19 protein-coding genes and 1 riboswitch are annotated in these 25,320 nt (G+C 34.0%); of the genes, 8 read left to right on the top strand and 11 right to left on the bottom strand.

Going from position 1 to position 25,320, the window contains the following annotated elements:
- Positions 1-2,271 carry a transcriptional regulator AryK gene (aryK, locus tag ACF91D_RS10285; protein ID WP_107526642.1) on the bottom strand — a complete coding sequence of 757 codons (2,271 nt, stop codon included), beginning with the start codon at positions 2,269-2,271 and terminating at the stop codon, positions 1-3.
- Positions 2,272-2,406: 135 nt separating this feature from the next.
- Entirely contained in the window at positions 2,407-4,569 is a 2,163-nt protein-coding gene (locus ACF91D_RS10280; protein WP_042740361.1) for an MMPL family transporter, read from the bottom strand.
- A gap of 163 nt (positions 4,570-4,732) precedes the next feature.
- Here ACF91D_RS10280 and ACF91D_RS10275 point away from each other — a divergent pair, with 163 nt between their 5' ends.
- Positions 4,733-5,284 (top strand): TetR/AcrR family transcriptional regulator, encoded by a 552-nt coding sequence (locus ACF91D_RS10275; RefSeq protein WP_042740362.1) that lies wholly within the window; start codon positions 4,733-4,735, stop codon positions 5,282-5,284.
- A gap of 264 nt (positions 5,285-5,548) precedes the next feature.
- On the opposite strand, the gene pruA is transcribed toward ACF91D_RS10275, so the two are convergent.
- Positions 5,549-7,093 carry an L-glutamate gamma-semialdehyde dehydrogenase gene (gene pruA, locus ACF91D_RS10270; protein WP_042740363.1) on the bottom strand — a complete coding sequence of 515 codons (1,545 nt, stop codon included), beginning with the start codon at positions 7,091-7,093 and terminating at the stop codon, positions 5,549-5,551.
- A 326-nt stretch (positions 7,094-7,419) separates the two neighbouring features.
- Between pruA and ACF91D_RS10265 the strand changes: the two genes are divergently transcribed.
- On the top strand, positions 7,420-8,490 hold the full coding sequence (locus ACF91D_RS10265) for an acyltransferase family protein (protein ID WP_107526640.1): 1,071 nt from the start codon (positions 7,420-7,422) through the stop codon (positions 8,488-8,490).
- A gap of 85 nt (positions 8,491-8,575) precedes the next feature.
- Positions 8,576-9,361, top strand: coding sequence for a putative hydro-lyase (locus ACF91D_RS10260; protein WP_107526639.1), 786 nt, complete (start codon positions 8,576-8,578; stop codon positions 9,359-9,361).
- 56 nt (positions 9,362-9,417) lie between these two features.
- On the opposite strand, the gene ACF91D_RS10255 is transcribed toward ACF91D_RS10260, so the two are convergent.
- Positions 9,418-9,981, bottom strand: a complete 564-nt coding sequence (locus ACF91D_RS10255) for a sugar O-acetyltransferase (protein WP_107526641.1) — start codon at positions 9,979-9,981, stop codon at positions 9,418-9,420.
- Positions 9,982-10,057: 76 nt separating this feature from the next.
- Positions 10,058-11,251, bottom strand: coding sequence for a DUF819 family protein (locus ACF91D_RS10250; RefSeq protein WP_107526638.1), 1,194 nt, complete (start codon positions 11,249-11,251; stop codon positions 10,058-10,060).
- A 151-nt stretch (positions 11,252-11,402) separates the two neighbouring features.
- On the opposite strand from ACF91D_RS10250, the gene ACF91D_RS10245 reads away from it, so the two are divergent.
- Complete coding sequence (locus ACF91D_RS10245; RefSeq protein ID WP_119624433.1) at positions 11,403-12,824, top strand: SLC13 family permease; 1,422 nt, start codon at positions 11,403-11,405, stop codon at positions 12,822-12,824.
- 131 nt (positions 12,825-12,955) lie between these two features.
- Entirely contained in the window at positions 12,956-13,162 is a 207-nt protein-coding gene (locus ACF91D_RS10240; protein WP_042740368.1) for a hypothetical protein, read from the top strand.
- A 544-nt stretch (positions 13,163-13,706) separates the two neighbouring features.
- Here ACF91D_RS10240 and ACF91D_RS10235 read toward each other — a convergent pair.
- The 3 genes from ACF91D_RS10235 to ACF91D_RS10225 all read right to left on the bottom strand — a co-directional run bounded on the left by ACF91D_RS10235 (position 13,707) and on the right by ACF91D_RS10225 (position 17,539).
- Positions 13,707-14,576 (bottom strand): SDR family oxidoreductase, encoded by an 870-nt coding sequence (locus tag ACF91D_RS10235; RefSeq protein WP_107526636.1) that lies wholly within the window; start codon positions 14,574-14,576, stop codon positions 13,707-13,709.
- A gap of 313 nt (positions 14,577-14,889) precedes the next feature.
- On the bottom strand, positions 14,890-16,788 hold the full coding sequence (locus ACF91D_RS10230) for an ABC transporter permease (protein WP_107526635.1): 1,899 nt from the start codon (positions 16,786-16,788) through the stop codon (positions 14,890-14,892).
- Complete coding sequence (locus ACF91D_RS10225) at positions 16,778-17,539, bottom strand: ABC transporter ATP-binding protein (protein WP_042740371.1); 762 nt, start codon at positions 17,537-17,539, stop codon at positions 16,778-16,780. Before ACF91D_RS10225 ends, ACF91D_RS10230 begins: the two co-directional genes overlap by 11 nt.
- A 222-nt stretch (positions 17,540-17,761) precedes the next feature.
- On the opposite strand from ACF91D_RS10225, the gene ACF91D_RS10220 reads away from it, so the two are divergent.
- The 3 genes from ACF91D_RS10220 (at position 17,762) to copZ (ending at position 22,017) form a co-directional block, all read left to right on the top strand.
- On the top strand, positions 17,762-19,213 hold the full coding sequence (locus ACF91D_RS10220; RefSeq protein WP_107526634.1) for a SulP family inorganic anion transporter: 1,452 nt from the start codon (positions 17,762-17,764) through the stop codon (positions 19,211-19,213).
- Positions 19,214-19,385: 172 nt separating this feature from the next.
- The gene (locus tag ACF91D_RS10215) at positions 19,386-21,773 is read left to right on the top strand and encodes a heavy metal translocating P-type ATPase (protein ID WP_107526633.1); all 2,388 of its coding nucleotides are present in this window, start codon (positions 19,386-19,388) and stop codon (positions 21,771-21,773) included.
- Between the two features lie 37 nt (positions 21,774-21,810).
- Positions 21,811-22,017: a copper chaperone CopZ gene (gene copZ, locus ACF91D_RS10210; RefSeq protein ID WP_042740374.1), complete on the top strand. Its 207-nt coding sequence runs from the start codon at positions 21,811-21,813 to the stop codon at positions 22,015-22,017.
- Positions 22,018-22,080: 63 nt separating this feature from the next.
- Here the strand turns inward: copZ and ACF91D_RS10205 are convergent, their stop codons facing one another.
- From ACF91D_RS10205 to ACF91D_RS10195, 3 genes are all read right to left on the bottom strand, one after another.
- A complete protein-coding gene (locus ACF91D_RS10205) occupies positions 22,081-23,079 on the bottom strand; it encodes a D-lactate dehydrogenase (protein ID WP_107526632.1) in 999 nt (332 codons plus the stop codon).
- Positions 23,066-24,253 (bottom strand): aminotransferase class I/II-fold pyridoxal phosphate-dependent enzyme, encoded by a 1,188-nt coding sequence (locus tag ACF91D_RS10200; protein ID WP_107526631.1) that lies wholly within the window; start codon positions 24,251-24,253, stop codon positions 23,066-23,068. Before ACF91D_RS10200 ends, ACF91D_RS10205 begins: the two co-directional genes overlap by 14 nt.
- A gap of 66 nt (positions 24,254-24,319) precedes the next feature.
- Positions 24,320-24,428: riboswitch (SAM riboswitch) on the bottom strand.
- A gap of 123 nt (positions 24,429-24,551) precedes the next feature.
- Positions 24,552-25,313 carry an aggregation-promoting factor C-terminal-like domain-containing protein gene (locus ACF91D_RS10195; RefSeq protein ID WP_107526630.1) on the bottom strand — a complete coding sequence of 254 codons (762 nt, stop codon included), beginning with the start codon at positions 25,311-25,313 and terminating at the stop codon, positions 24,552-24,554.
- Positions 25,314-25,320 lie beyond the last annotated feature (7 nt).

The raw sequence follows: 25,320 nt of genomic DNA, 5'->3' as shown, positions 1-25,320 counted from the left end.
TTATATATATTTCTTAAATTCAATTATATGTATTGCATTAGTTGTCAATTTTATATGATACGTAAAAAATGACAATACCTCTACCTCATTAACCTTTAATTGGGGATAAGTAATTCGATTGACATAATCTATTGTTTCTTGGTCCATGCCATGTGTTGTATTGTATTGTTGCCATATTTTATATAACGCACCATTATTTTTATCTAGGGTGAGGTGCTTAACTTTATACTTTCCAGCATCCATATCACGGATATTAATTTGATATTCACTATGATTTAACTGTTGTCGCCCATTCTTTGTTATAAAGTAAGGATTATAATGCTCTGCATCCCAAAGAACGAGTTGAAAGTGTGCTTTATCACCAACAACTAGACAATAATCACATTGATACATAATTTGCTTGAACAAACGTTTATAAAACATACTTGTGAAGTACGCCGGACGTTTAGCATCAAATTGATGATAGAGTTCTATGCCTCCCACTTGTGATGGTCTGGCATCACTATTAAAGGCTTGATGAATTTCAAAATTAAGCCAATACCCTATGTAATCTATCTCATGATTAATTTGTAACAATTGCTCAAATATAATTCCCGCTCTAAAGTATTCACCATTTGTTAGATTCGTATTACCTGTAAGCGTGTTCCAATTCAGTAACGTAAATGATAATGTACGCTGCCTTGATTGTAGGTAATGCTTCAACTGACGTATTTGTTGCTGTATATGCTTCTCTGCTAAATTAAATTGTTCACTTTCTAATGATTGAAGGTCTATCACATCATTTTGATTCGCTGAAAACGCGACTCCATCTATCAATTCTAGATAACAATCTATATCTTGATCCAAGTGCGCTAAGTCAAGCACAGGTATATTAAGTATCATTTTTACTTCTACAAAATACGCTTTAAATAACTTGCTTATATCCAAAAATTGTTGTTTATCTCCACTTTGTATATAGATTACTAACTGTAAAGCAGTTTGGTGTGTATAGACATTACACATATGTTTAATCAATTGTTTCAATTCTTTAAAATACTGCTTAAATTGAAACGCCGACTGTGGTGGTACAAGTTCTATCCCTAAAGCAATACCTTTCATCATCAAATAATTTAAACTTTCATCAATATGCATATATGGATGCACATGAGGGATTTGTTCATCACTGTCCATATAAGTTTGATTTAATCCACCTACAAATATCGGATCTTTAATGATTATATGGCTTACCCCCATGTCTCGCTCTATTTCATTTAATTGTTGTTTATAGCGCTCAACTAGTAAGTTATCCAAAGTTCCTATTTGTACGACTTGCTTAATCGGTGTCAATACCTTGTTGCTAGATTTTAATTGTACATTGATAACCTTTTGCGCTTCAGGTGAGTGCACAATATTATCCATATTTTGATTTATAAATAGTGATAAATAATACAAGTATTTTTGGTAATTATGTGGTTCTTTTATATGTTCTAATGTTGTATATCGTCTCGATTCATGAGACTGCTTTCTGTATTCAGAAGGCGTTTGTTTCATCTCTTGTCTAAAATATTTAATTAGTAAATTAGAAGAATTGAAGCCATTTTTAAAGGCAATTTGCGTAACTGTGAGTTGTGTATGCAACAAATCATCTTTCGCATGTTCTAAGCGAATTTGGTTAATATAATGCGTGAAGCCAATACCCACTTGTTGTTTAAATTTACGTGATAAATATGACACACTTACATCAAAGTGATCAGCAACTTCATTCAAAGTTATCGGTTCACTATAATAATGTTTAATATAATCACAAACTGCTGCAATACGTTTATCTTTATTTTTAACTATGGTTGTAGGTTCTTCTTTAGTCGGTATATAACGTATGATGATAAAAAGTAAATCTATCATTTGTTGTGCGATATAAAGTTGATGAAAACGTCCTTTTCTAATAAATACTGTACCTATTTTGGCAATAGTGTGTCCTAATTGTTGATATATTGTATCTTGTAGTTTTTTTCCTTTTAATATAAAATATTTCCCAATATCTTCTGATAACGTCATCTGTAAATAATTTTGTAGAATATGGATACTAATATAATAACAATCTGCTAATTCTTTAAATTGGTATGTTTCATTATGGTTAATGATAAATATTTCGCCCTTAGGATAAATGGTCGATGTATAACCCTGTTCTACAGAAAGTGAACCATTTAATACTAAGACGATTAACATACCTTTATTAATCCGCCGCGTACTATGCATCGTGTCATTAAATGTTATATTGTATTCGCTGTTCATATTTCACCTCATCACAATATATTTTCAATGACTTTACATAATTTTTCTATAAAATATTTATTTTGTTGATTTTTAGACAAAAAAAGTAGCCCGACCATTTCGTCGAGCTACTTTCATGTTGTTATACTTCAATCATTATTTTTTAGTATATTTCTCTTGTAATGCATGTCCTTCAATATCAATATTCGGCATAATACGATTCAACCAACTTGGAACATACCAAGAAGCTTTGCCAAATAACGCAGTTAACGCTGGAATAAGCATTAATCTCACAATAAAGGCATCAAATAATACACCAAACGCTAATGATATACCCATTGATTTAATCATTACATCTTCTTGGAATACGAAAGCAAAGAATACACTAAACATGATTAATGCAGCAGCTACAATCACTGGTCCACTTTCCTTAATTCCTACTCGAATAGAGTATTTATTTTGACCCGTTTTACTATACTCTTCATGAATACGTGACATTAAGAATACTTCGTAGTCCATGGCTAAACCAAAGAGTAAACCAATAGCAATTACTGGTAAGAATGCCAATAATGGCCCTGTTTCACTGACGCCAAATATATTAGATAAGAAACCTTCTTGCATAACTAATGTAGTAAAGCCAAGTGTTGCCGCAAGAGACAGTACGAATCCGAGTACTGCCTTTAACGGTACGATAATCGAACGGAATACAACCATTAATAATATAAAGGCTAATACGACGATAACACCAGCAAATAACGGAATCGCATTATTTAATTTTTGCGACATATCAATATTAATTACACTTTGACCTGATACTTCAGTTTTGAAATCATAGTCTTTTTTAGCAGTATCATTATAATCACGTAAGTCATGAACGAGATTATTTGTAGATTCTGCATTAGGTCCTTTTTCAGGAATTACAGCAATTAATGCATAGTCTTTATCTTTTGATAACTGTGGTGGCGTCACTAAATCAACATTCTTTTTATCTTTTAAGTCTTGTGACATTTTCTGTAAATCTTGTTTAAGCTGTTGCGGATTATCTTTCTTATCTTTAACATTTACAAGCATTGCAATTTGGCCATTAAAACCTTCGCCAAATTTATCAGATATAATATCGTATGCTTTTTTCTGTGTTGAATCAGCAGCCTTCACACCATCATCTGGTATACCAAGACGCATGTCTTTAATAGGAATTGCTGCTAAGACAAGAATAATTAAACCAATTAAAATTGCTACAAATGCTTTATCGACAACAAATTTAGACCAAAATGTATCAACATCATTTTTGAATTCTGACTTTGTTTTCTTAGGTTTAATTTGTTTATGGAATATACTAATTAATGCTGGTAATAGTGTAAGCGCACTTAATACAGCAACTAACACACTAATAGCGGATGCAAATCCCATTACCGCTAAGAAGTCGATTCCAACGAGTGATAAACCACATACAGCGATAATTACAGTGATTCCAGCAAAGATAACCGCACTCCCTGCAGTACCTACAGCCAAACCAACTGCTTTCACATGATCTGTTTCCGTCTTCATAATCTGTCTATATCTAAATAGAATAAATAACGCATAATCGATACCAACAGCTAAACCAATCATAATAGCTAATGTTAATGTTATATTAGGAATATCAAAGGCATAAGTTAACAATGAAATAATTCCGACACCGGTACCAAGACCTAGAATAGCACTGACAATTGGCATACCTGCAGCAATGAACGAACCAAATGTAATAAATAATACGACAAACGCAACAATAATACCAATTGATTCAGAAGAGCCGCCAATCTCTGTACTTTCCATACCTGTTCCCATGCGCTCGACTTGGACATTATGTTCTTTTTCAATTTTGTCTATTTTATCTTTGACATTATCTCTAGATTTATCAGATAAATTCGTTGCAGAAACATCGTAGTTTACGTCTGCAAAGGCAGTCGTTTTATCTTTACTAATCTGTTTACTCTCAAATGGATCAGTTACATTTTTAACATCTTTATCATCATCTTTAATATCTTTTAATGCAGATTTAATATCTTTTGTAACTTGGGGTTTAACAATGCCATTATCGGCATCACTTTTAAATACAACTCTAATCTGAGCTTTCTCACTATCTTGCCCAAATTCATCTTCAATTTTTTTATTTGTATCTAATGATTTCAGGCCATTCATCGTGATGTCATTATCAAATTTGGGTGAATTTAATGTCAACGGTGTAATAATCGCAGCCAGCAGGATAAGCCATGCAATAATGCTCCACCACTTATGTTTTGCGACAAAAGACCCTAACTTATACAAAAATTTTGCCAAACTATTTGCCTCCCTATTTAATCAACGTTATATTTTAAATATATTATGTAGATTATCTGTATCTTACATATTCATAGTAACATACTAATCATTTTTAATTCTTTTATAAAGAATTAATTATATAGAACTGTATATTTAAACTACACATAAGGAGAATTGTAGAATGAATGAAAATGATTTACGTGTGATTAAAACGAAACGCGCCTTAAGTCACAGTTTTTATACGCTTTTGGAAACAACACTATTTTCATCAATATCAGTAAATCAAATATGTGAAAATGCGTTAATTCATAGAACAACATTTTACAAACATTTCTATGACAAATATGATTTACTCATTTATTTAATCACTGATTTAACCAAAGACTATTTTTCTATAGATTTAAAGGAACGTATCAATAGCCCCTTTAGCACTATGGAAAAAACGATTAACCACATTGATAAATTGAAAAAAATTGGTGATTTTCAACAAGGGGATAAAGAATTTGAACGAACTACTGGGAATCATTTTATTAAAGTAATCCAAGAAGATATTAAACAAAACATACATCGAATTGAAGTTGATCCAACGATACCAAAGGACTTAATTTTTTATATTTATGGTTCTAGCCTTTTCGGTATTATGGAATGGTCACGTGAAAATAATGCCAACTGTACTGCACAAGCGCTTGATGATTATTTTCATAAATTAATTAACATTAAAATAAAGGACTAAAGTGTCCTGATAATTAGTTATTAAGAACCTTCCGCCTTCTCTATTAACAGCAACAACTATCAAATTAAACAACAACATTATACGTTTTAATATAAAGGTATGAGCAACGGTCATCTTCTTTGTATTTTTTAATCTATATGCTTTAGCAAACTTATATGTTCAACACCCCCAAAATGCCACAAATAAAAAGGGCACAACCGTCATAGAAACGGATGTGCCCTCTTTATTTGTGTATATCATTTTATAATTTAGCAATAGCTAAATTTAGAACATCTCTGAAACTACCTTTTGTTCTAAGAAGTTTAATAAGTAGTCAGGACTTCCTGTCTTCGCATCTGTACCAGACATTTTGAAACCACCAAATGGATGGTAACCTACAACGGCTGAAGTACATCCACGGTTAAGGTATAAGTTACCTACATCGTATTCTTGTACTGCTTTGATCCAGTGTTCACGATTGTTCGTGATAACTGCACCAGTTAAACCGTAATCTGTGTCGTTTGCGATTTCAAGTAATTCTTCGAAATCGTTACCTTTAACGAAACCAACCACTGGTCCGAAGATTTCCTCTTGCATAATTTGATCACTTGATTTCAAACCAGAAATAATAGTAGGTTCAACAAAGTAACCAGTAGAATCGTCTGCTCCGCCACCTTGTTCTAATTTACCTTCTTTACTTCCAATATCTATATAATTTTTAATCTTATCGAATTGTTTCTTATTAATTACTGGTCCCATGTACGTATTTGTTTCAGTATTACCAACTGTTAATTCTTTAGTTAATTTAACAGCCTTTTCTAATACTTCATCATATACATCTTTGTGTACAATTGCACGTGAACATGCAGAACACTTCTGACCTGAGAAACCAAATGCTGAAGTAACAATTGCTTCAGCCGCTAAATCAGTATCGATATTCTCATCGACAACAATCGCGTCTTTACCACCCATTTCAGCAATCACGCGTTTTAAGAACTGTTGACCTTCTTGAACTTTAGCAGCTCTTTCGAAGATACGTGTACCAGTAGCACGTGAACCTGTAAATGTTACAAAGTGTGTGTGTACACTATCTACAAGGTAGTCACCAATTTCTTTAGGGTCACCAGGTACAAAGTTTACAACACCTTTAGGTAATCCAGCTTCTTCTAAAATTTCTATTAATTTATAGGCAGTTAATGGTGTGTCTTCTGCCGGTTTTAACAATACTGTATTCCCTGCAACAACCGGTGCTAATGTTGTACCAGCCATAATTGCGAATGGGAAGTTCCATGGTGGAATCGTAACACCAGTACCAATAGGTTTGTAGAAGTAATGATTGTGCTCTCCTTCTCTATCCAATACAGGTTTACCATCTGCTAATTCCATCATTGATCTTGCATAGTATTCGATGAAATCAATACCTTCTGCAGCATCGCCAACCGCTTCATCCCATGGTTTACCTGCTTCATAAACCATTAAGGCTGAAATTTCTTGTTTGCGACGTCTGATAATTGCAGCAACCCTAATTAAAAATTCTGCACGATCTTTGTGTGTCCATTTCTTCCATGATTTATAAGCTTCATTAGCAGCTTCAAACGCTTTATCCACGTCTGCTTTAGTCGCTTTAGAGACTTCTGCAATTACTTCGCTAGTATTGGCAGGATTGATAGACTGATACGTGTCATCAGTGAATTTATGTTCACCATTAATAACTAATGGAATTTTTTGATTTAATTCACCTTTAACTTTTTTTAAAACCTCTTTGAATGCTTCGACATTGCTACCATCAGTGAAGTCAATGCCTGGCTCGTTGTGATAATTAACTACCATTTTTCTACCCCCATGTTCGTTTGTAAATAGAAAACTGAAATGGAAACAATCCATTCTTTTTCATTGTATATGTATAGCACAACAAATGCAATCGCTTACAACCATTTTTGTGAAAATAAATAGTATATCGTCTAATTCGCATATTTTATTGTACTTTGTTATTATATTCCATAATATTTCCATATTTTAATAAAAATAAACATCAAAATTTTTTAACAATTTGTAACTTAAAATTTACATTCACTTATAAACAGATATGTTACATTTGCGTATACGCTTTAATTTCTAATCATATAAACAGAGAAACATGAAAGGAAACATGCACAATGAAAACATATACCTCTGTTATTTTTTGGATGCGCACGATTGCTTGTTTAAGTATCGTACTTATCCATTCAATAACGACTACATTTAGTAAGATGGATTTTGTAGGACATAGTACACTGATCCGCATTATTCAGCTTTTACTTATGTTCAGTACGCCATTATTTGTATTCATTTCAGAATTCTTATTGGCGAAAAATTATCACGTTAAAACAAAACCTGGTTTCTTTAAAAACAAATTAATTTATCTAGGTATTCCGTACCTATTTATAAATATTGGTATCTCGTTCTTTTATTTTAAACCTAAGCATTTCAGTGATTTTCTACATTATTTAAGCGAAACAATGTTTCATGGTGCAGCTGTCACATATTTCATTGTAATTATTTTCCAATTTTACATATTACATTACTTATTTTCTAAGTACCTTATAAAATGGAAACCTATCCCTGTAATTATTGGAGCAACTATATTCGCAACGCTTTACTGGGCATTTCGCCAATTCGTTCCTCAATCAGACAATCCTGTATTAGGATTATTTTGGGAACGCGAAGGCTGGATGTTGTTTTTAGGTTGGATTAGTTATTTCTTACTCGGTTTTTATACTGGAGTGTATTATGAAACGTTTATGAAAAAAATCAAAAATTATACCTGGGCTATCTTACTAGGTGCGGTACTTTCAATTGTGATTATGGTCGGTAATTATCTCATCGGTATCAGTACTTGGGTAGAATCTAAACGATTCGATATTCCTTTTTATGTAACAATGGTTATATTGGTCTTTTTCTTATTTTCATCTTATTTCAAATATGTACCAAAGTTTATTCTATTTATTAGTAATTACTCCTTTTGTATTTATTTAATTCATTATTTCTTTGTACATAATTTAGGTCTATTGCGCCAAGATAGTGCAGTACTTAATATTACATTTAACTTTATCATCACCTTGGCTGTATCTATATGTTTAGCTTATATATTAAATTTATTTAAATTTGGTAAGTATATCGTTGGTGGTATTGGTAATGTACAATATGATCATGTTTATGAAAGCTATAAACACGGTAAAATGGATTAAACATTAAAAATTGGTCATTTTTTAATGACAAAGGGGAAATTCTGCTAAGATATAAATAATTCAGTTTAAACAAGGGGGTGTTATAATGAATTTACGTGATGCATCACCAAGCACTTTGAGAACTATGATTAGTAATAATGAACTGATTCAGCATACAAGTGGTATGGCAAAGGGTTACGTGCAAGCCAATGTTGTCATTTTACCTTCTCAGTATGCCTATGATTTTTTGAAATTTTGCTTTAGAAATCCGAAGACATGTCCATTATTGGATGTTTCTGAAAAAGGAAGCAAATCCTTTTCTTTCTATGGACCACAAGCAGATATAACAACTGAAGTAGCATCTTATAGAGTTTATGAACACGGTCAGTTAGTTGATGAACCTAACCGTATTGATCACTTATTTAATGATGACATGGTTAGCTTTTTAATTGGTTGCAGCTTCACATTCGAGCATGCCTTAATCGAAGCTGGCATTCCAGTTCGTCATATTGAAGAAAATCATAACGTACCCATGTTTGTAACTAATATCCCGGCAAATCAAAGTGGTCAATTTTCAGGTAATATCACTGTTAGCATGCGCCCTATGACAATGAATCAAGCAATACAAGCCACTGATATTACAACGCATTATGCAGATGTTCATGGCACACCAATTCACATTGGTTCCCCCGAACAGATAGGTATTAATAATATTACGCAACCAGATTACGGCGAACCTGTCACAATAAAGGAAGGTGAAGTACCTGTATTTTGGGGATGTGGTGTCACACCACAATCAGTTGCACTAGAAGCGAAACCTGAGTTAATGATTACTCATGCACCTGGCCATATGTTTATAACAGATGTATTAGATAGTCAACTTAGAAATTAACTAAATGTCTCGTTAATAAAATGCGTTCCCTTATTATTATGGCAACGCATTTTTTATTACTCATTATTTATAGTTTTTATTACTTTAGCGGGCGTTCCAACAGCTAAGACATTTTCAGGAATGTCTTTAGTTACAACACTTCCCGCACTAATAACTGTTCCCGAACCAATCTTGACACCAGGTAGAACGACGACATTGGCGCCTAACCAAACATTATCTCCAATTTCAATCGGCAACGCTTGTTCAATACCACTGTTGCGTGCAGCTATTTCTAGTGGATGGTTGGCAGTATACAAACCACAATTTGGACCGATAAAGACATTATCTCCAATATTAATTGCAGCGCAATCCATCAAATAGCAATTATGATTTATAAAAACTTGTTTACCTAGTTTTACATTATATCCATAATCCACTTGAAATGGACTTAACAATTCTAATTGCTGTGGTTCATAATGAAATATTTTTTGTAATAATATGTGACGCTTTTCAACCTCACTCGGCTTGGTATAGTTAAGCTCACAACATAGATCCTTAACTTTAAGCCTTTCCTCACCTAATGACTCATCAAAGTTAGCATCATACCATTCACCCGCTAACATTTTCTCTTTTTCAGTCAACATAATTCCTCCTTAAAATATACGAACACTTACCTCATATGAATCTGACTAAAGGCACACAACTCGTATCCTAACATCATTTAATTTGCATTAGTATGTGATACATAAGCGTCCCTGCATAGTTTCCAATGACATAGCCCAATGTTCCAATGATTAATATGGGACCTACTAGCTTAGACCAACCTTTGCCTATAGCTAGTGCAACTGCAGTTGTGGGACCTCCTGCCGTTGCGTTACTTGCCAATAATATTTCTTCTACTTTAAAATTCAACCACTTGCCTAACAATAAACTTAAACCTAAATTAAATATCAATATTATCATAACAAAGATAAATAACAATGGTGCTGTTTTAATAATAGTGACAAATGATGCTGGCGTACCGATAACCACAAAGAAGATATAAATTAAGAATGTACCTATTTCTGAAGCCCCTGACAATTTTTCAAAGAAATCACCCCATAGTGCAACAACACATAAAGTCAATGTCGTTAATAATAAATATGAATCACCAAAGAATGACACGACTAACGTTAATAAAATATTAGATTTCGGTATCCAATGTTGAATAAGCTCTGATAATTTAAAACTTATCGCTACTAAAGTCACTGCACAGGCTACTGAACAGGCAATGTCGATTAAGGCAATCTTTTGAGGTGCAAAGCGCTGTTCCTCTGTCTTAGTGTTAGAACTGTCATAGTCCGTATTGAAATATCTTTTTATCCAAGGTAGTGAAGGCAATGCAATTAATAACATAAAATATAATGCCATTATGCTATTGTCAGCTACAACAGTCGATGAAATCATATCACTCGGTGTTGCAAATTTAGAACTTAACGCTGCAAAGTTAACACCTCCACCAATGTAACTCCCAGTCATCATTGCGCCAATCTTTGCTAAATGCGGTATCCATTGATTTAACACTAAGAAACCAACTATCGTACCTACCATTGTTCCTATCGAGGCAATCATAAATATGATTAATAGCCTTCTACTTTCTTTCCAGATCTTTAGTATGTTCGAACTAAATAATAATAGTGGTATTGATAAAGGGACGACATAGTCCCATACCGTGTCATACACCGGTGAGCTGGTTGGTATAATATGAAAGTTTGATAATAACATTGCCCCTACTAGTGCAATAATCGCACCAGAAATAATACTCGCAAAACGATATCGTTCTTCTAAAAATATACTAATAGTTGCCCAACCTATAATAATCGCCCACAATATCCAGGTATCATCTTTTGCTACTAATGTTCCTACTACCATCTTAATCCCCCCATTGAGCTTATAGTCAAAATACTAAATGACGATAATCATTTACTCAATATATTTTTTAAATTTTCAGAAAATAAATTGTCTAAATGTACGGTTACTGATATTCTTATTTTAAGAATGCATCAAACAAGGGGGACGTAATATGAAAGAAAGAATAGGTCTTATTCTCGGACCACTATTATTTATCATTTTTTACTTCATTCCTGGGATTACAGGTCTAGATGATGCACCAAGAGCAGTTCTCGCAGTTACATTATTTGTAGCGACTTGGTGGATTACTGAGGCCATTCCTATCCCTGCTACTTCATTATTACCATTGTTATTACTACCGTTAACAGGCGGCACTGATGAAAAGATTGCATCAAGTGCCTATGCAGACCCTATCGTCTTTATGTATATGGGTGGATTTATTATCGCATTGGCCATTGAGAAATGTAACTTACATAAGCGTATTGCTATGACTATTATTTCAATGATGGGCGCAAATAGTAATCGCATTATATTGGGGACAATGATTGCTACTGCCTTTATTTCTATGTGGATTTCTAATGCTGCAACTGCACTTATGATGTTACCCATTGCACTTGCTTTGATACAAGAAATTCAAGAAGCACAATTTTTAAAACCAGAATCAACACATAAATTTAGCAAAGCTTTATTATTAACTGTAGCTTATTCAGCGTCAATTGGTGGTTTGGCTACTTTAATCGGTTCAGTACCAAATGCTGTTTTCGCTGCAGTAGCCGCCTCTAGTTTAGATAGAAAAATTTCATTTGCTCAGTGGATGATTTTTGCGGTGCCTGTGACTATCATATTACTTGTTATCCTATATTTCATGTTAACAAAATGGCTATTTAAGGTTGACGATGCCGAAAAAATTTCTTCTGATTTTGCCAAAAAGGCCTTACATGATTTAGGTCCTATGAGTCGCGAAGAAAAACTGACAGGATCGGTATTTTTATTAGTAAGTTTGCTATGGATATTCGGTGGTCTGATACCTGATTCTATTCATGTTTCAGATACCGTCATTGCCATATTAGGTGCAGTATTACTATTCTTAATACCATCAACTAAACACAAAGGTGGACTCCTTGTATGGGATGATATGTCCCAATTACCATGGGGAATATTATTACTTTTTGGTGGCGGTTTATCATTAGCAGCCGCATTTGAAGATTCTGGACTGACAAAATGGTTTGGTGGCATGTTAAGTATCGTCAAACCATTACCATTGATTCTAATCATAATCGTAATCACAACAGGTATCTTATTCTTAACCGAAGTCATGTCTAACACTGCTGTTTCTAATATGTTGATGCCAATAAGTATTGGTTTTGCTGCTGCAATAAGTAAAGATCCATTTATCATTATGGGAATCGTCGCACTATCATCTACTTGCGCATTTATGTTACCAATATCCACACCACCAAATGCTGCAGTATTTAGTTCTGATGAATTAGAAATGAAAGATATGGTGAAAGCAGGATTCATCTTAAATATTTTTGCTATCATCGTTATATCACTCTTTGCTTATTTCTGGTTACCAATCGCATTCGGCATATAAGTTTGATATATAACAATAATCGTCAAATCGCTACGGCTTAGGTATGATGTAATATCTATACTACGGACGCATGTCAAATACACTGATACACATTATAATAAGTATATAAACTTATAAAAGGAGCAGTTATTATGAAGACATTAATCAAAGGAGCTATTGCCATCCTATTAATCTTAGGTGTTGTTAAGACCTTTCAAGACCATGATTTAACGAATGAAGCGACAAATTATTATCAACAATTTAGAGATGGCGAAGTACTGCAAAATATTGAAAACATTAATTTCGACTCATTAAAAAATATCAATTTTGATAACCTTAATCCTTCAGATTTCTTTTAAAGTTTAGCTCGTTATAATGTATAACTAGATTAGCAATAGACTCGGTTTATACACACAAATATTATTATTGATTGCCTTTCGTACAATAGTATTATTTGTATCTAAGTACTCAACATATTGTTTTATATACTCCAGACTATAAAAATTGTCGGTTGAATTGATGTTCCTTTCAACCGACTTTTTTGTTATCATTTATGTTGTTTTGTTCTATAGCCCTTAACTGTTTAAGATACAAGCTTATTACATTAAGCATGAAAAAATCCCCAAAAGAACAAAGCCTTTGGGGAACTCCCTTTATATTATGAAGCGATATTGCCCTTTTATCTAGTCAGAGGAGATTTGTTTTCTGACTACGTATCCGACGCACCTCTTACGATATCTAGTCTCTCGCTTACAATTCCCTACATTCAACACTTTGCTTTCAACAATAAAGTACTTATACCTTGCTCTATTGTATTTTCAAAGAAAAGTATTTTTATATATATTGACTACTACTAAACACTTATCTCTCTTCAATTCACAACACAAGAACTATAAATCGACCTTAAGATGTTATATAATCTCCTCCATTTACATGAATCACTTGACCTGTGATATATGAGCTATCAGCATATGATGCTAAAAACACATAAGATGGTGCTAATTCTGCTGGTTGACCTCGGCGTCCCATTGCTGTATCAGACCCTTGGTTTTCAACTTTATCTGCAGTAAATGTAACAGGAATTAATGGTGTATATATAGGTCCTGGTGCGACAGCATTTACTCTAATGCCTTTATCGATTAATGTAGTAGCTAGCGATCTTGTAAAGGCAACAATTGCGCCTTTCGTCGCAGAATAATCAATCAAATGACCTGAGCCACGATATGCAGTTACACTCGTTGTATTAACAATCGCATCGCCTTCCTTCAAGTAAGGTACAGCCGCTTGCGAAAGAAATATCATTCCAAATATATTGGTTTCGAATGTTTCTTTAACCTGCTCTGGCGTTATATCCTCAAATTGATCTCTTGGGAATTGAACACCACCATTGTTTACTAAAATATTCAGATCACCAAAGTCATCAATGACTGATGCAATCAGTTGTTTAGAATCGTTAATATTTTTCAAATCATGGGCATAAGCTTTCGCTTTACCACCTAACTCTGTTATTTGTTGAACAACTTCATCTGCATCTTCGTGCTCATCGTAATATCCGATAGCAACCTGTGCCCCTTCCTTCGCATATAATAATGCCACGGAACGACCTATACCCGAATCACCACCTGTAATGAGTGCAACTTTGCCTGCCAGCTTTCCGCCACTACGATACGAATCTAATACAGAAATTGGTCTAGGATTCATCTCTTTTTCAATTCCTGGTTGTCGATTTTGTGTATAGCCTGTTATTTGTTTGTGAAATTCAGTTAAATTCATCCAATCACTCCTTAGTATTCTTATTTGCCAGTACCACCATTTTGCATTATGAAACATTCTCACTTTATGTGGCGTCTATTTCCCAGGAAATAGTAATACTAAGTTATTTAAAACTATAGACTATATTATCCAATCCACTTGCATTATTAAAATATTATAAAATGAAGCATACTCAATCAATTGAATTTCTCGTACAAGAACGTCGTACCATTAACAAACGTCCGACCACACATATCAATCTACACTGTTAGTAACAGGCAAACTATTTTGCTGTCACTTCGTGTATAGCACTATTCGGCTGACTTAGACCCTGTTAGATTGAATGTTTAACAATCCGACTCGAATGTATGATGGACATAATTGCAAAGATCATAAAGATAATAGAATAAACTACCATAACAACATAAACTGGCAGCATATCTATAGAGTTCATAATCTTCATATATGCTTTAGCTGCAAAGTATGCATGTAATAATGAAATGATTAGCGGTAAAGCAAAGTTGAAGATTACCTTTAACGTTAAACCTTTCAACATATCTCTATGCGTGTATCCAAGTTTACGTAAAATTTTATAATTAGACATTTCATCTTCTGTTTCATCCATTTGCTTGATATAGATAATACAACCAGCAGCTATTAAAAATGCTAATCCAAGAAATGATGTTACAAACAATAAGATACCTATAGAATTATCCATGCTTTGTCGTATAACCTTTTGTGATTCAACATGAGGATTTACCTGTTTTAATATTTTGTTAGCAGCTGGCCAATCCTTTTTATTTAATAACTCATAGCCATATTGCTTATTAATTTCTTTACTGTGTTGACTTAGTTCATCATATTTATCAGTGCTGACTAATAGTACCGGTTGGCCATAAGAAACATCTGCCCTAAAATCTACTGTTCGTTGATCTGCTGTCACCTTAAATGGCGCAAAACCTTGCCCTTTAAATTGGATTGTCTTGTCGATATTATATTTAACTAAACTACCACCAATTGTAGAAACATTAATCAACTTAGCATTATTTCCAGAAACATCTTTATCTTTAAAAAATTCATTACTTGTTATAAACATTTCCTTAGGTTTGTTCATTAAAGAATTACCTTGTTTAACAAAGAAATCATCTTTTGTTATTTTCAAATTAGCTACCTCTTTATAAACAGGTTTAAATGGTATATGCGCTTGTTCTAATTTTTGTTCAAATTGCTGTGCCTGCTTTTCTGAATTTAAATTAAAATCTTGAGGTGATGATTCATAAATATTGTCATCAACAGATGATTTACTAATTGCACCAAAGCATAACACAGTGACCGTCACAGCAGATAATGTAGCTATAATAGTCAAAGATAACGCATTCTTCTTCATTTTATGCATAATTGAGGATGTAAAAACGACGTCCGTAATAGATATCTTGCCTTGCTTTAGTCCTTTAAGACTTTTGAAGATTAACGAAACCGAACTCCTAAAGAATAAATAGGCGCCTACTGTGGTTAAGAATAAAATAGCAAAGACTAAAAACATGATTGCATCGCTATATTTACCAAACATTTCGGTCGAAAAATAATAACCTAAAATAATCATCGTGATACCGATAATTCCAGAAATAAACTCTAATATCGTCACTTTAGGTTTATTGACCTCAGTCTTAGTATTATCATTCATCATCGTTAAGATACTCCGTCTACGTAAAAACCAAAAACTTTGTATTAAAATTAATACAAATGATAAACATAATAAAATAATCGTTTGCGTTACTGCTGGCGGTTGGAATGTTAATGATACACTGGTCTTAACACTTAAGATTTTGAGTACAACCATCAATAATATTTTAGAACCAAATACACCAATGATCATACCTAACACACCGGTAAAGATAAACATCGTTACTTGTTCTATCAATAGCATACGCATTATATTATTTCTTGTTAACCCGATTAATTGATACAGCGCGAATTCACGTGTACGTCTTTTTATAAATAGTTGATTCGCATACATTAAGAAGATCAATATAATGATAAACAAAAAATTGGCGCCAACCTTTGATCCTTCTTGGATTACTTTCATAGAATTATCATTATTAATACTGTTGGTATATTTTAATGTAACAAAGCTAAAATAAAGGACAATACTAACTATCAACGAAAATATATACATCGCATAGTGACGAATATTCTGTTTGAAATTCTTTAGTACAATCTGATTAAAGCTCATGTGTCACACCACCTAAAGCCGTTTGCATATGAATAATATTCTTATAAAAGGCTTGGTTCGTATCTTCACCTTGATAAATTTCAGAATGTATATTACCGTCCTTTAACATAATCACTCTATTAGAAAAACTCGCCGCTACAGGATCATGTGTAACCATTACAATCGTGGCGTTCATTTTCTTATTCATTTCTTCTAAACGATTTAATAAATCCTGCGCACTTTTAGAATCAAGTGCACCTGTTGGTTCGTCGGCAAAGATAATAGCTGGTTTATGCACTGAGGCACGTGCAGCTGCTGTACGTTGTTGTTGTCCACCAGATATTTCATTAGGATATTTATTACCTAATGCTTTGATCCCAAGTGCTTCAGTTACTTCATTATAATTGGCTTCTTTTTCTTTTTTTGACATCTTTTGTATAGACAATGGCAACATAATGTTTTCTTTAACCGTTAGCGTATGTAATACACTATAATCTTGGAAGATAAATCCTATCTCTTTTTTTCGAAAATCTGCTAATGCTTTATTGCTCATTTTATTTATCTGATTGCCATTAATTTCGACTGTACCACTGGTTAAATAATCAATAGAACTTATAACATTCAACAAAGTTGTCTTACCAGAACCAGATGGTCCCATAATTGTGACGAACTCACCTTCTTCAATTGAAAAGTCTATCCCCTTTAACACTTCTTGTTGTTGGTGCTTGTTACCATATTTTTTAGTTAAACCTTCAACTTTTAAAATTGGCATACTTTTCACTCCTAGTTACTTTATTTATAATCCAATTGTAACGAATCAGCCTAACACTGGCGTTTGTTTTAACTAACAAACATAGTTATTAAAATAACAACTTTGTCACACAGGTATAATTTTATGCGCATTCAATTATACTTTACATTGAATTTTAATAACTTTGTACTCAAAATACTATGTTATAATAATTTAGTTAAAATATTATTAAGGAGTATATAAATGCTAACTAAATTAAAAAGCGAATGGTTAACTGCACCAGGGACAAATATCTTAGCAGGTATTGTTGTTGCCTTAGCTTTAATACCAGAGGCAATTTCTTTTTCAATTATAGCTGGAGTCGATCCAATGGTCGGTCTTTATGCATCTTTTATTATTGCAGTAGTCATCTCATTTGTAGGCGGTCGACCTGCTATGATTTCTGCAGCTACAGGTTCCGTCGCCCTAGTCGTCGTTCCGTTAGTTAAAGATTACGGATTACAATACTTACTTGCTGCCACTATATTAATGGGTCTGATTCAGGTCATATTCGGCATATTAAAGGTCGGACATTTGATGAAATTCATACCAAATTCTGTCATGATTGGCTTTGTCAATGCTTTAGCCATTATGATATTTACTACGCAAATTAAACATATCTTTGGTATATCTATTCCAACTTACATCTTTGTCATCATTACCTTACTGATTATTTACTTATTACCACGTGTTTTCAACAGAATACCTGCTCCACTTATTGCCATTGTGTTATTAACTGTCATTTCGATTTACACACATGCAGATGTCAAAACAGTCGGAGACTTAGGTGATATTAAACGTACATTACCACATTTCCTTTTACCAGATGTACCTTACACCTTTGAAACTTTGAAAATCATATTACCTTATTCATTATCTATGGCTATTGTTGGACTTGTTGAGAGCTTACTGACAGCTCGTATTGTTGACTTAGCGACTGATACGTATAGTAATAAAAATCAAGAATCACGCGGACAAGGTATCGCAAACTTTATAACAGGCTTTTTTGGTTCTATGGGCGGTTGTGCCATGATAGGCCAATCCGTTATTAATGTACGTTCTGGTGCTACAACGCGTCTGTCTACCTTTACTGCCGGAGTATTTTTAATCATTTTAATTATTGTCTTTGGTGATTGGGTAGTACAAATTCCAATGCCTATTCTCGCTGCAATCATGGTTATGGTTTCAGTTGGAACATTTGATTGGAAATCTTTCAAATTTATCAAACGTGCACCTCGTACAGATGCCTTTGTAATGATCTTAACAGTCGCGATTGTATTGTTGACTAACAATTTAGCTTTAGGCGTCATTGTCGGAGTCATTGTTAGTGCATTATGCTTTGCCACTAAAATATCTAAGGTTAAAGTTGAACAAGAGACACATGAACAAACCATTTATTATAAAATTTCAGGTCAAATCTTCTTTGTATCAATAGATACAATGATGAATCAATTAGACTTAGATTTGAAACATCAGACGATATATTTAGATTTCCAACAAGCACACTTATGGGATGATTCTGCAGTTAATGCCATTGATACACTCGTTGAAAATTATAATAAAAAGCACAATACCGTTTATGTTCAACATTTAAATAAGGATAGTAAAAAAATAGTTACTGAACTTACAGAAATTAATCATCAACATTTATTATAAGCCGTTATTTCACACAAAAGCCAATGCGCATGTATTTACTGCGCATTGGCTTTTTTTAAATCTTAATCATTGACATATATACGGGTAGGGGGTATATTGTAGATGAATGATTTGCACTACTACCGGATATTAGTGTTCCAAGATACATAAATTAAAAAGGGAGGTTTATATTATGTCACAACAAAAAACAACGACCTATGATATTACAGGGATGACTTGTGCAGCTTGTGCAAATCGTATCGAGAAGAACTTAAATAAACTCAATGATGTTACTGCAAATGTTAATGTAACGACAGAGAAAGCAACCGTAACATACGACCCACAAAGCACTTCTGAAACACAAATTACTGAAAGCATTGAAAAAACTGGTTATGGCGTGTCTACTGAGCACACTGATTTAGATATTATCGGGATGACGTGTGCAGCCTGTTCAAATCGTATCGAAAAGGTATTAAATCGTATGGATGGCATAAGTAACGCAAGTATTAATCTCACTACAGAAAGTGGTGCTATCGACTATAACCCTAACACTGTTACGGTCGATGATATAATAAGCAGAATACAACAGATTGGTTATGATGCACAGTCTAAACAAGATGAAACACAAAAAGCATCTAGAAAGGAACAAGAATTAAAGGTAAAAAGATTCAAACTGATTATTTCAGCTATCCTAACTGCTCCTTTATTACTAACAATGTTCGTTCATTTATTCGGCATTCCTTTACCACATATTATAATGAATCCTTGGTTCCAGTTCGTCTTTGCAACACCTGTCCAATTCATTATTGGATGGCAATTTTATGTTGGTGCCTATAAAAATCTTAAAAACAAATCAGCAAATATGGATGTACTTGTTGCTTTAGGTACAAGCGCTGCTTATTTTTATAGTATCTATGAAATGATTAAATGGTTAATTCAACCACAAATCACTCCTCATCTTTATTTTGAAACAAGTGCAGTATTAATCACACTAATATTATTAGGTAAGTATTTAGAGACACGCGCTAAAGCACAGACAACAAATGCATTAAGTCAATTAGTCAACTTACAAGCTAAAGAAGCACGAATCATCAGAGATAACACAACAATCATGGTACCTTTAAACGAAGTCAAAGTTGGCGATTATTTAGTTATCAAGCCAGGAGAAAAGATACCCGTTGACGGTACAATAATTAAAGGAACAACATCAATCGACGAATCTATGCTGACTGGTGAATCAATTCCAATTGAAAAGAATGTGAATGATACAGTCATAGGTGCAACGATGAATAAACATGGTTCCATTACTATTGCAGCAACAAGAATCGGCAAGGATACGGCTTTATCGAATATTATTCAAACTGTAGAAGCTGCCCAAAGTTCTAAAGCGCCTATCCAACGACTCGCAGATATTATATCTGGTTACTTTGTACCAATTGTTGTAGCCATTGCTTTACTCACATTTATTTTTTGGATTACACTTGTACAACCTGGTGAATTTGAACCTGCGCTCGTTGCTGCTATTGCAGTATTAGTCATCGCCTGCCCCTGTGCATTAGGTCTTGCTACTCCTACTTCTATAATGGTAGGAACTGGTAAAGCTGCTGAACATGGCATCTTATTTAAAGGCGGAGAGCATATTGAACGAACACATGAAATTGATACTGTAGTCTTAGATAAAACTGGGACAATTACAAATGGTCAACCAGTAGTTACTGCATTCAATGGTAATAACGAGACGCTACAATTACTTGCATCTGCAGAAAATGGATCCGAACATCCTTTAGCCGATGCTATAGTGAAACATGCTGTTAATAACGATATTAAATTGTTAGAGCCTGAACACTTCACTTCTATACCTGGCAGAGGTATTTCAGCTATCATTCATAATCGTCATATCTTAGCAGGTAATCAACAATTAATGACAGAATATAATATTGATACAACTGAGCAGATAGAACAATTGCAACGCTACGAGACAGCTGGTCATACTGCTATGTTTGTAGCTGTCGACAATCAAATTAATGGCATAATTGCCGTTGCAGATACTGTGAAATCAAATGCACGAGAAGCAATTCAAGCATTGCATGATTTAGGCATCAACGTCGTCATGTTAACAGGCGACAATGAACGTACAGCTCATGCTATTGCCAAACAAGCAAATATAGATACCGTTATTGCGGAAGTATTACCGGAAGAAAAGGCAGCAAAAATTGCAGAAATTCAACAAACAAATCAGCATAAAGTAGCTATGGTAGGAGATGGTGTAAATGATGCACCTGCTCTAGTACAAGCAGATATAGGTATTGCAATAGGTACAGGTACCGAAGTTGCTATTGAAGCAGCAGATGTTACTATCCTCGGAGGCAATTTATTGTTAATACCTAAAGCCATAAAGGCAAGTAAATATACTATCCGTAATATCCGTCAAAATCTATTTTGGGCATTGGGTTATAATGTAGCAGGTATTCCTATTGCTGCATTAGGATTATTAGCTCCTTGGATTGCTGGCGCAGCAATGGCATTAAGTTCAGTCAGTGTAGTGACAAATGCTTTACGTTTAAAAAGAATGAAACTATAGTTAACCCTATACAAAAATTTATAAGGAGGTGAATGTTATGGCTAAAGAAATCATTGCAGTAGAAGGTATGAGTTGTGATCATTGTAAACAAGCTGTTGAAGGAGCACTAACAAATCTAGATGGTGTTACAACTGCTGAAGTAAACCTTGAAGCTGGAAATGTCACAGTCGATTACGATCAAACACAAGTTACAACAGATAACATGAAAGAGGCTATTGAAGACCAAGGATATGATGTAAAATAGTACAATCATAGAGGCTCATATCATCAAAGTGCGTTGATGATATGAGCCTCTATTTTATTATAATCAATTTACACGTAATGATGTATCTCCTGTTTGTAATACCTCCATAGTTGCATCTAAAGCATCAACTATTAAATTTTCAACAGCAGCATCCGTATAGAAAGCAATATGCGGAGATAAAATAACATCTTTACGTTCAATAAGTGAACGTAATAATTCATCTTCTAATATTACACCACGTTGATCACTAGGAAATAGACCCTTTTCAGCCTCATATGTATCTAATGCTGCCCCTTTGATAATACCTTTATCAATAGCTTCAATTAAAGCACGGGTATTCACGACCGACCCACGAGCGCAATTTATAAATACTGAACCTTCTTTAAAACTATTAAATAATGATTCATCAAATAAATAATGATTTTCATCACTTGCTGGCACGTGCACCGTAACAATATCAGCTACTTCCACTATTTCTTTAATTGTATCTTTATAGTTCACGATAGATTGTAATTGTTCATTTTTCACAATATCATACGCAATTACCTTAGCACCAAAACCATTTGCAAATATTTTCGCAACAACACTACCAATACGTCCTGTACCAATCACTGCTACTGTTAAATCCTTAATAGAGCGCGATAAGATGGCAGGTTGCCAGCGAAAATCTTGTTCTGCGGTCTTTTGCTGAATATCATTAAAGTTTCTCACCAAATTTAATGCTTGGGACACAGTATACTCTGCAATTGACTCAGGTGAATATGAAGGTACGTTTGAAATGATTAAATTATATTTATTCGCCAATTCAAAATCATAACAATCATATCCCGCACTTCTTTGGGCAATTTGTTTTATTCCAAACTCATTCAATTTTTTGTAAACCACTTCAGGCAGAGGGATTTGTTGTGATACAGACACACCATCAAAGCCTCGCACACTATCTACTGTGGATTCAGTCAATAATTGACTATCTAAATCTACAGATACTTTATGTTGTGCTGACCACGCTTCAATATAAGGAATATCTTCCTCTCTTACACCAAACAATTTAATTTTTGTCATCGCAAACACTTCTTTCTTTATGATATAAAGCACTTAATGATTGTAAACGATTAGCTGCTTCTAAGAGTTGTGCATCGTTCAATGCTAGTGAAATCCTGACATAATTACGCCCATGTTCGCCAAATGGGATGCCAGGAGCTACTAAAATAGATTGCTCCTCTAATAAATACTTAACAAATTGCTCACCATCATAACCTTCCGGAGTAGCTAACCATAAAAATATACCACCCTTCATTGGTTCAAATGGAATGTGTTTTTCAGTCAATTTTGCTTCAAAAAGATCTCTCCTGCGTTTAAAGGTAGCACTTTGTTCCTCTAAAAATGTATCATAATGATTTAAAGCGTATGTTGCAGCATCTTGTAACGCACCAAACATGCCTGCATGTGTATGTGTTTGGAATTTTTTGAGCGCCTGAATCACTTCTTTATTACCTACTGCAAAACCAACTCTAAATCCTGACATATTATAGCCCTTAGATAGTGAAAATATTTCAATCGCTACATCTTTGGCTTGTGGTGATTGCAATATACTCGGATTTTTATGATCAAAACCAAAGGCACTATATGCAAAATCATGAACAATTTTAGTTTTTGTCCCTTTAAAACGCTGTATAGCTTCATCAAATACATTTTGTGTCGCAACGGATCCCGTCGGATTATTTGGATAAGTTAAATAAATCAATTTAGTATTATCTAAGACTGACTGTGCCACCTTATCCCATTCAGGTAAATAATCCGGAGAATTCAATACCAGTGGTACCGGAATTGCATCAGCCAATTTTACGCCAGCTAAATAATCTGTATATCCTGGGTCAGGCAACAACACACTTTCTCCTGGATTAACAATACACTGTGGTAAATTAACTAAACCATTTTTCGTTCCATATAAAATACATACTTCATCTTCTTTATCTAACGCTACTTGATATTGACGTTGATAGAAATCAACTATCGCTTGTTTAAAGGTAACTTTTCCATGAAATGCACCATATTTTTGGTTCTCTGGTATATGTATTGCTTTACTAAAACAATCTAAAATGCCCTCAGGTGTTTCTCCATCAGGTATACCCACTGCCATATTAATTAATGGCAAGGGGCCATGTTCTACTTTTTGTCCCATTGTCTTGCCAAAATAGCTGTCAGGTATCTGTGATAATCTTTCTGACATTACCATAAAACTGCCCTCCTTAAATAAAAAACTATATACCGAAGTTCAGCGGCATATAGTCATATCATATGTCACCTATCTCTCAAGACAAATACTGCTTGTTGGATTTAGCACAGTACGTCAATCACGTCTGTTGCTGAAGTATCATCGGGCCAATTCCCTCAACTTCTCTAGATAAGTTGCTTCATATTAAATTACTAATTATTTTATCAGAATATTCAAACTTGTCAATGCAATAAAAAAGAACGACTCTAATGAGTCGCTCTATATATAGTGTTGAATCATTTAATTGTTTAATTAAATCTTACCACCAGTTGTTAGCTGCACGGAAAGCTAATGCATTATCGATTGAACCATAACGTTGTTTAGCATAGTTAATCATACCTTGAGTTTGAGTAGCAACTGAACCAGTTCCCCAAGATTCTTTAGTTTGACCTAAACCTCTGTATCCTAATTCGTTAACAGCATTTGGGTTACCGCTTGACTCAGGTAATACGATAGTATTCCACATAGCTTCAGTACCACCAGCAGCTAAGAATTGAGCTTTAACTGACCCACCAGTTGAAGCAGCTTGTGTTTTTGCAGCTTCGTATGTTTTAGTTGCAGTGCTTGTTTGAGCAGTTTGAACGTTTGAGTTTGAAGAAGCTTTAGGAGCTTCAACTGCTTGAACTTCTACATTGCTTGATTGTTGTTGTGAACTTACTTCGTTAGATGATTTTTCGTTAGTGTTTGTAGATGCTTGTGCACTTACATCTTGTTGAGCTGAGTTTGATGAAACGTTTGTAGATGCACTTTGTGAACCTGCAACGTCATAGCTCCAAGACCATGATTGACCATCTGAATCAAATTTATATTCGAATCCGCCTAATACGAAGTCATAGTGGTAAGCACCAGCGTGTAATGGTTTTTCGTTTAATTCTGAAGCATTGTTTTGAGCTAATTCTGCTAAGTGTGCTTTGTCGATGTTTTGCTCAGAAGCGTGCGCTTGATTTTGATCTGCTTGAGTTGCGTATCCAGTTACACCTAATGCTACTGCTAAAGATGATGCTAAAATTGTTTTCTTCATAATAAAA

Source organism: Staphylococcus sp. 231237_7MaSpsaltlick (genome assembly GCF_043107035.1).
The sequence above is the reverse complement of the archived record's forward strand: the minus strand, read 5'-3'. Positions and strand labels throughout refer to the sequence as shown.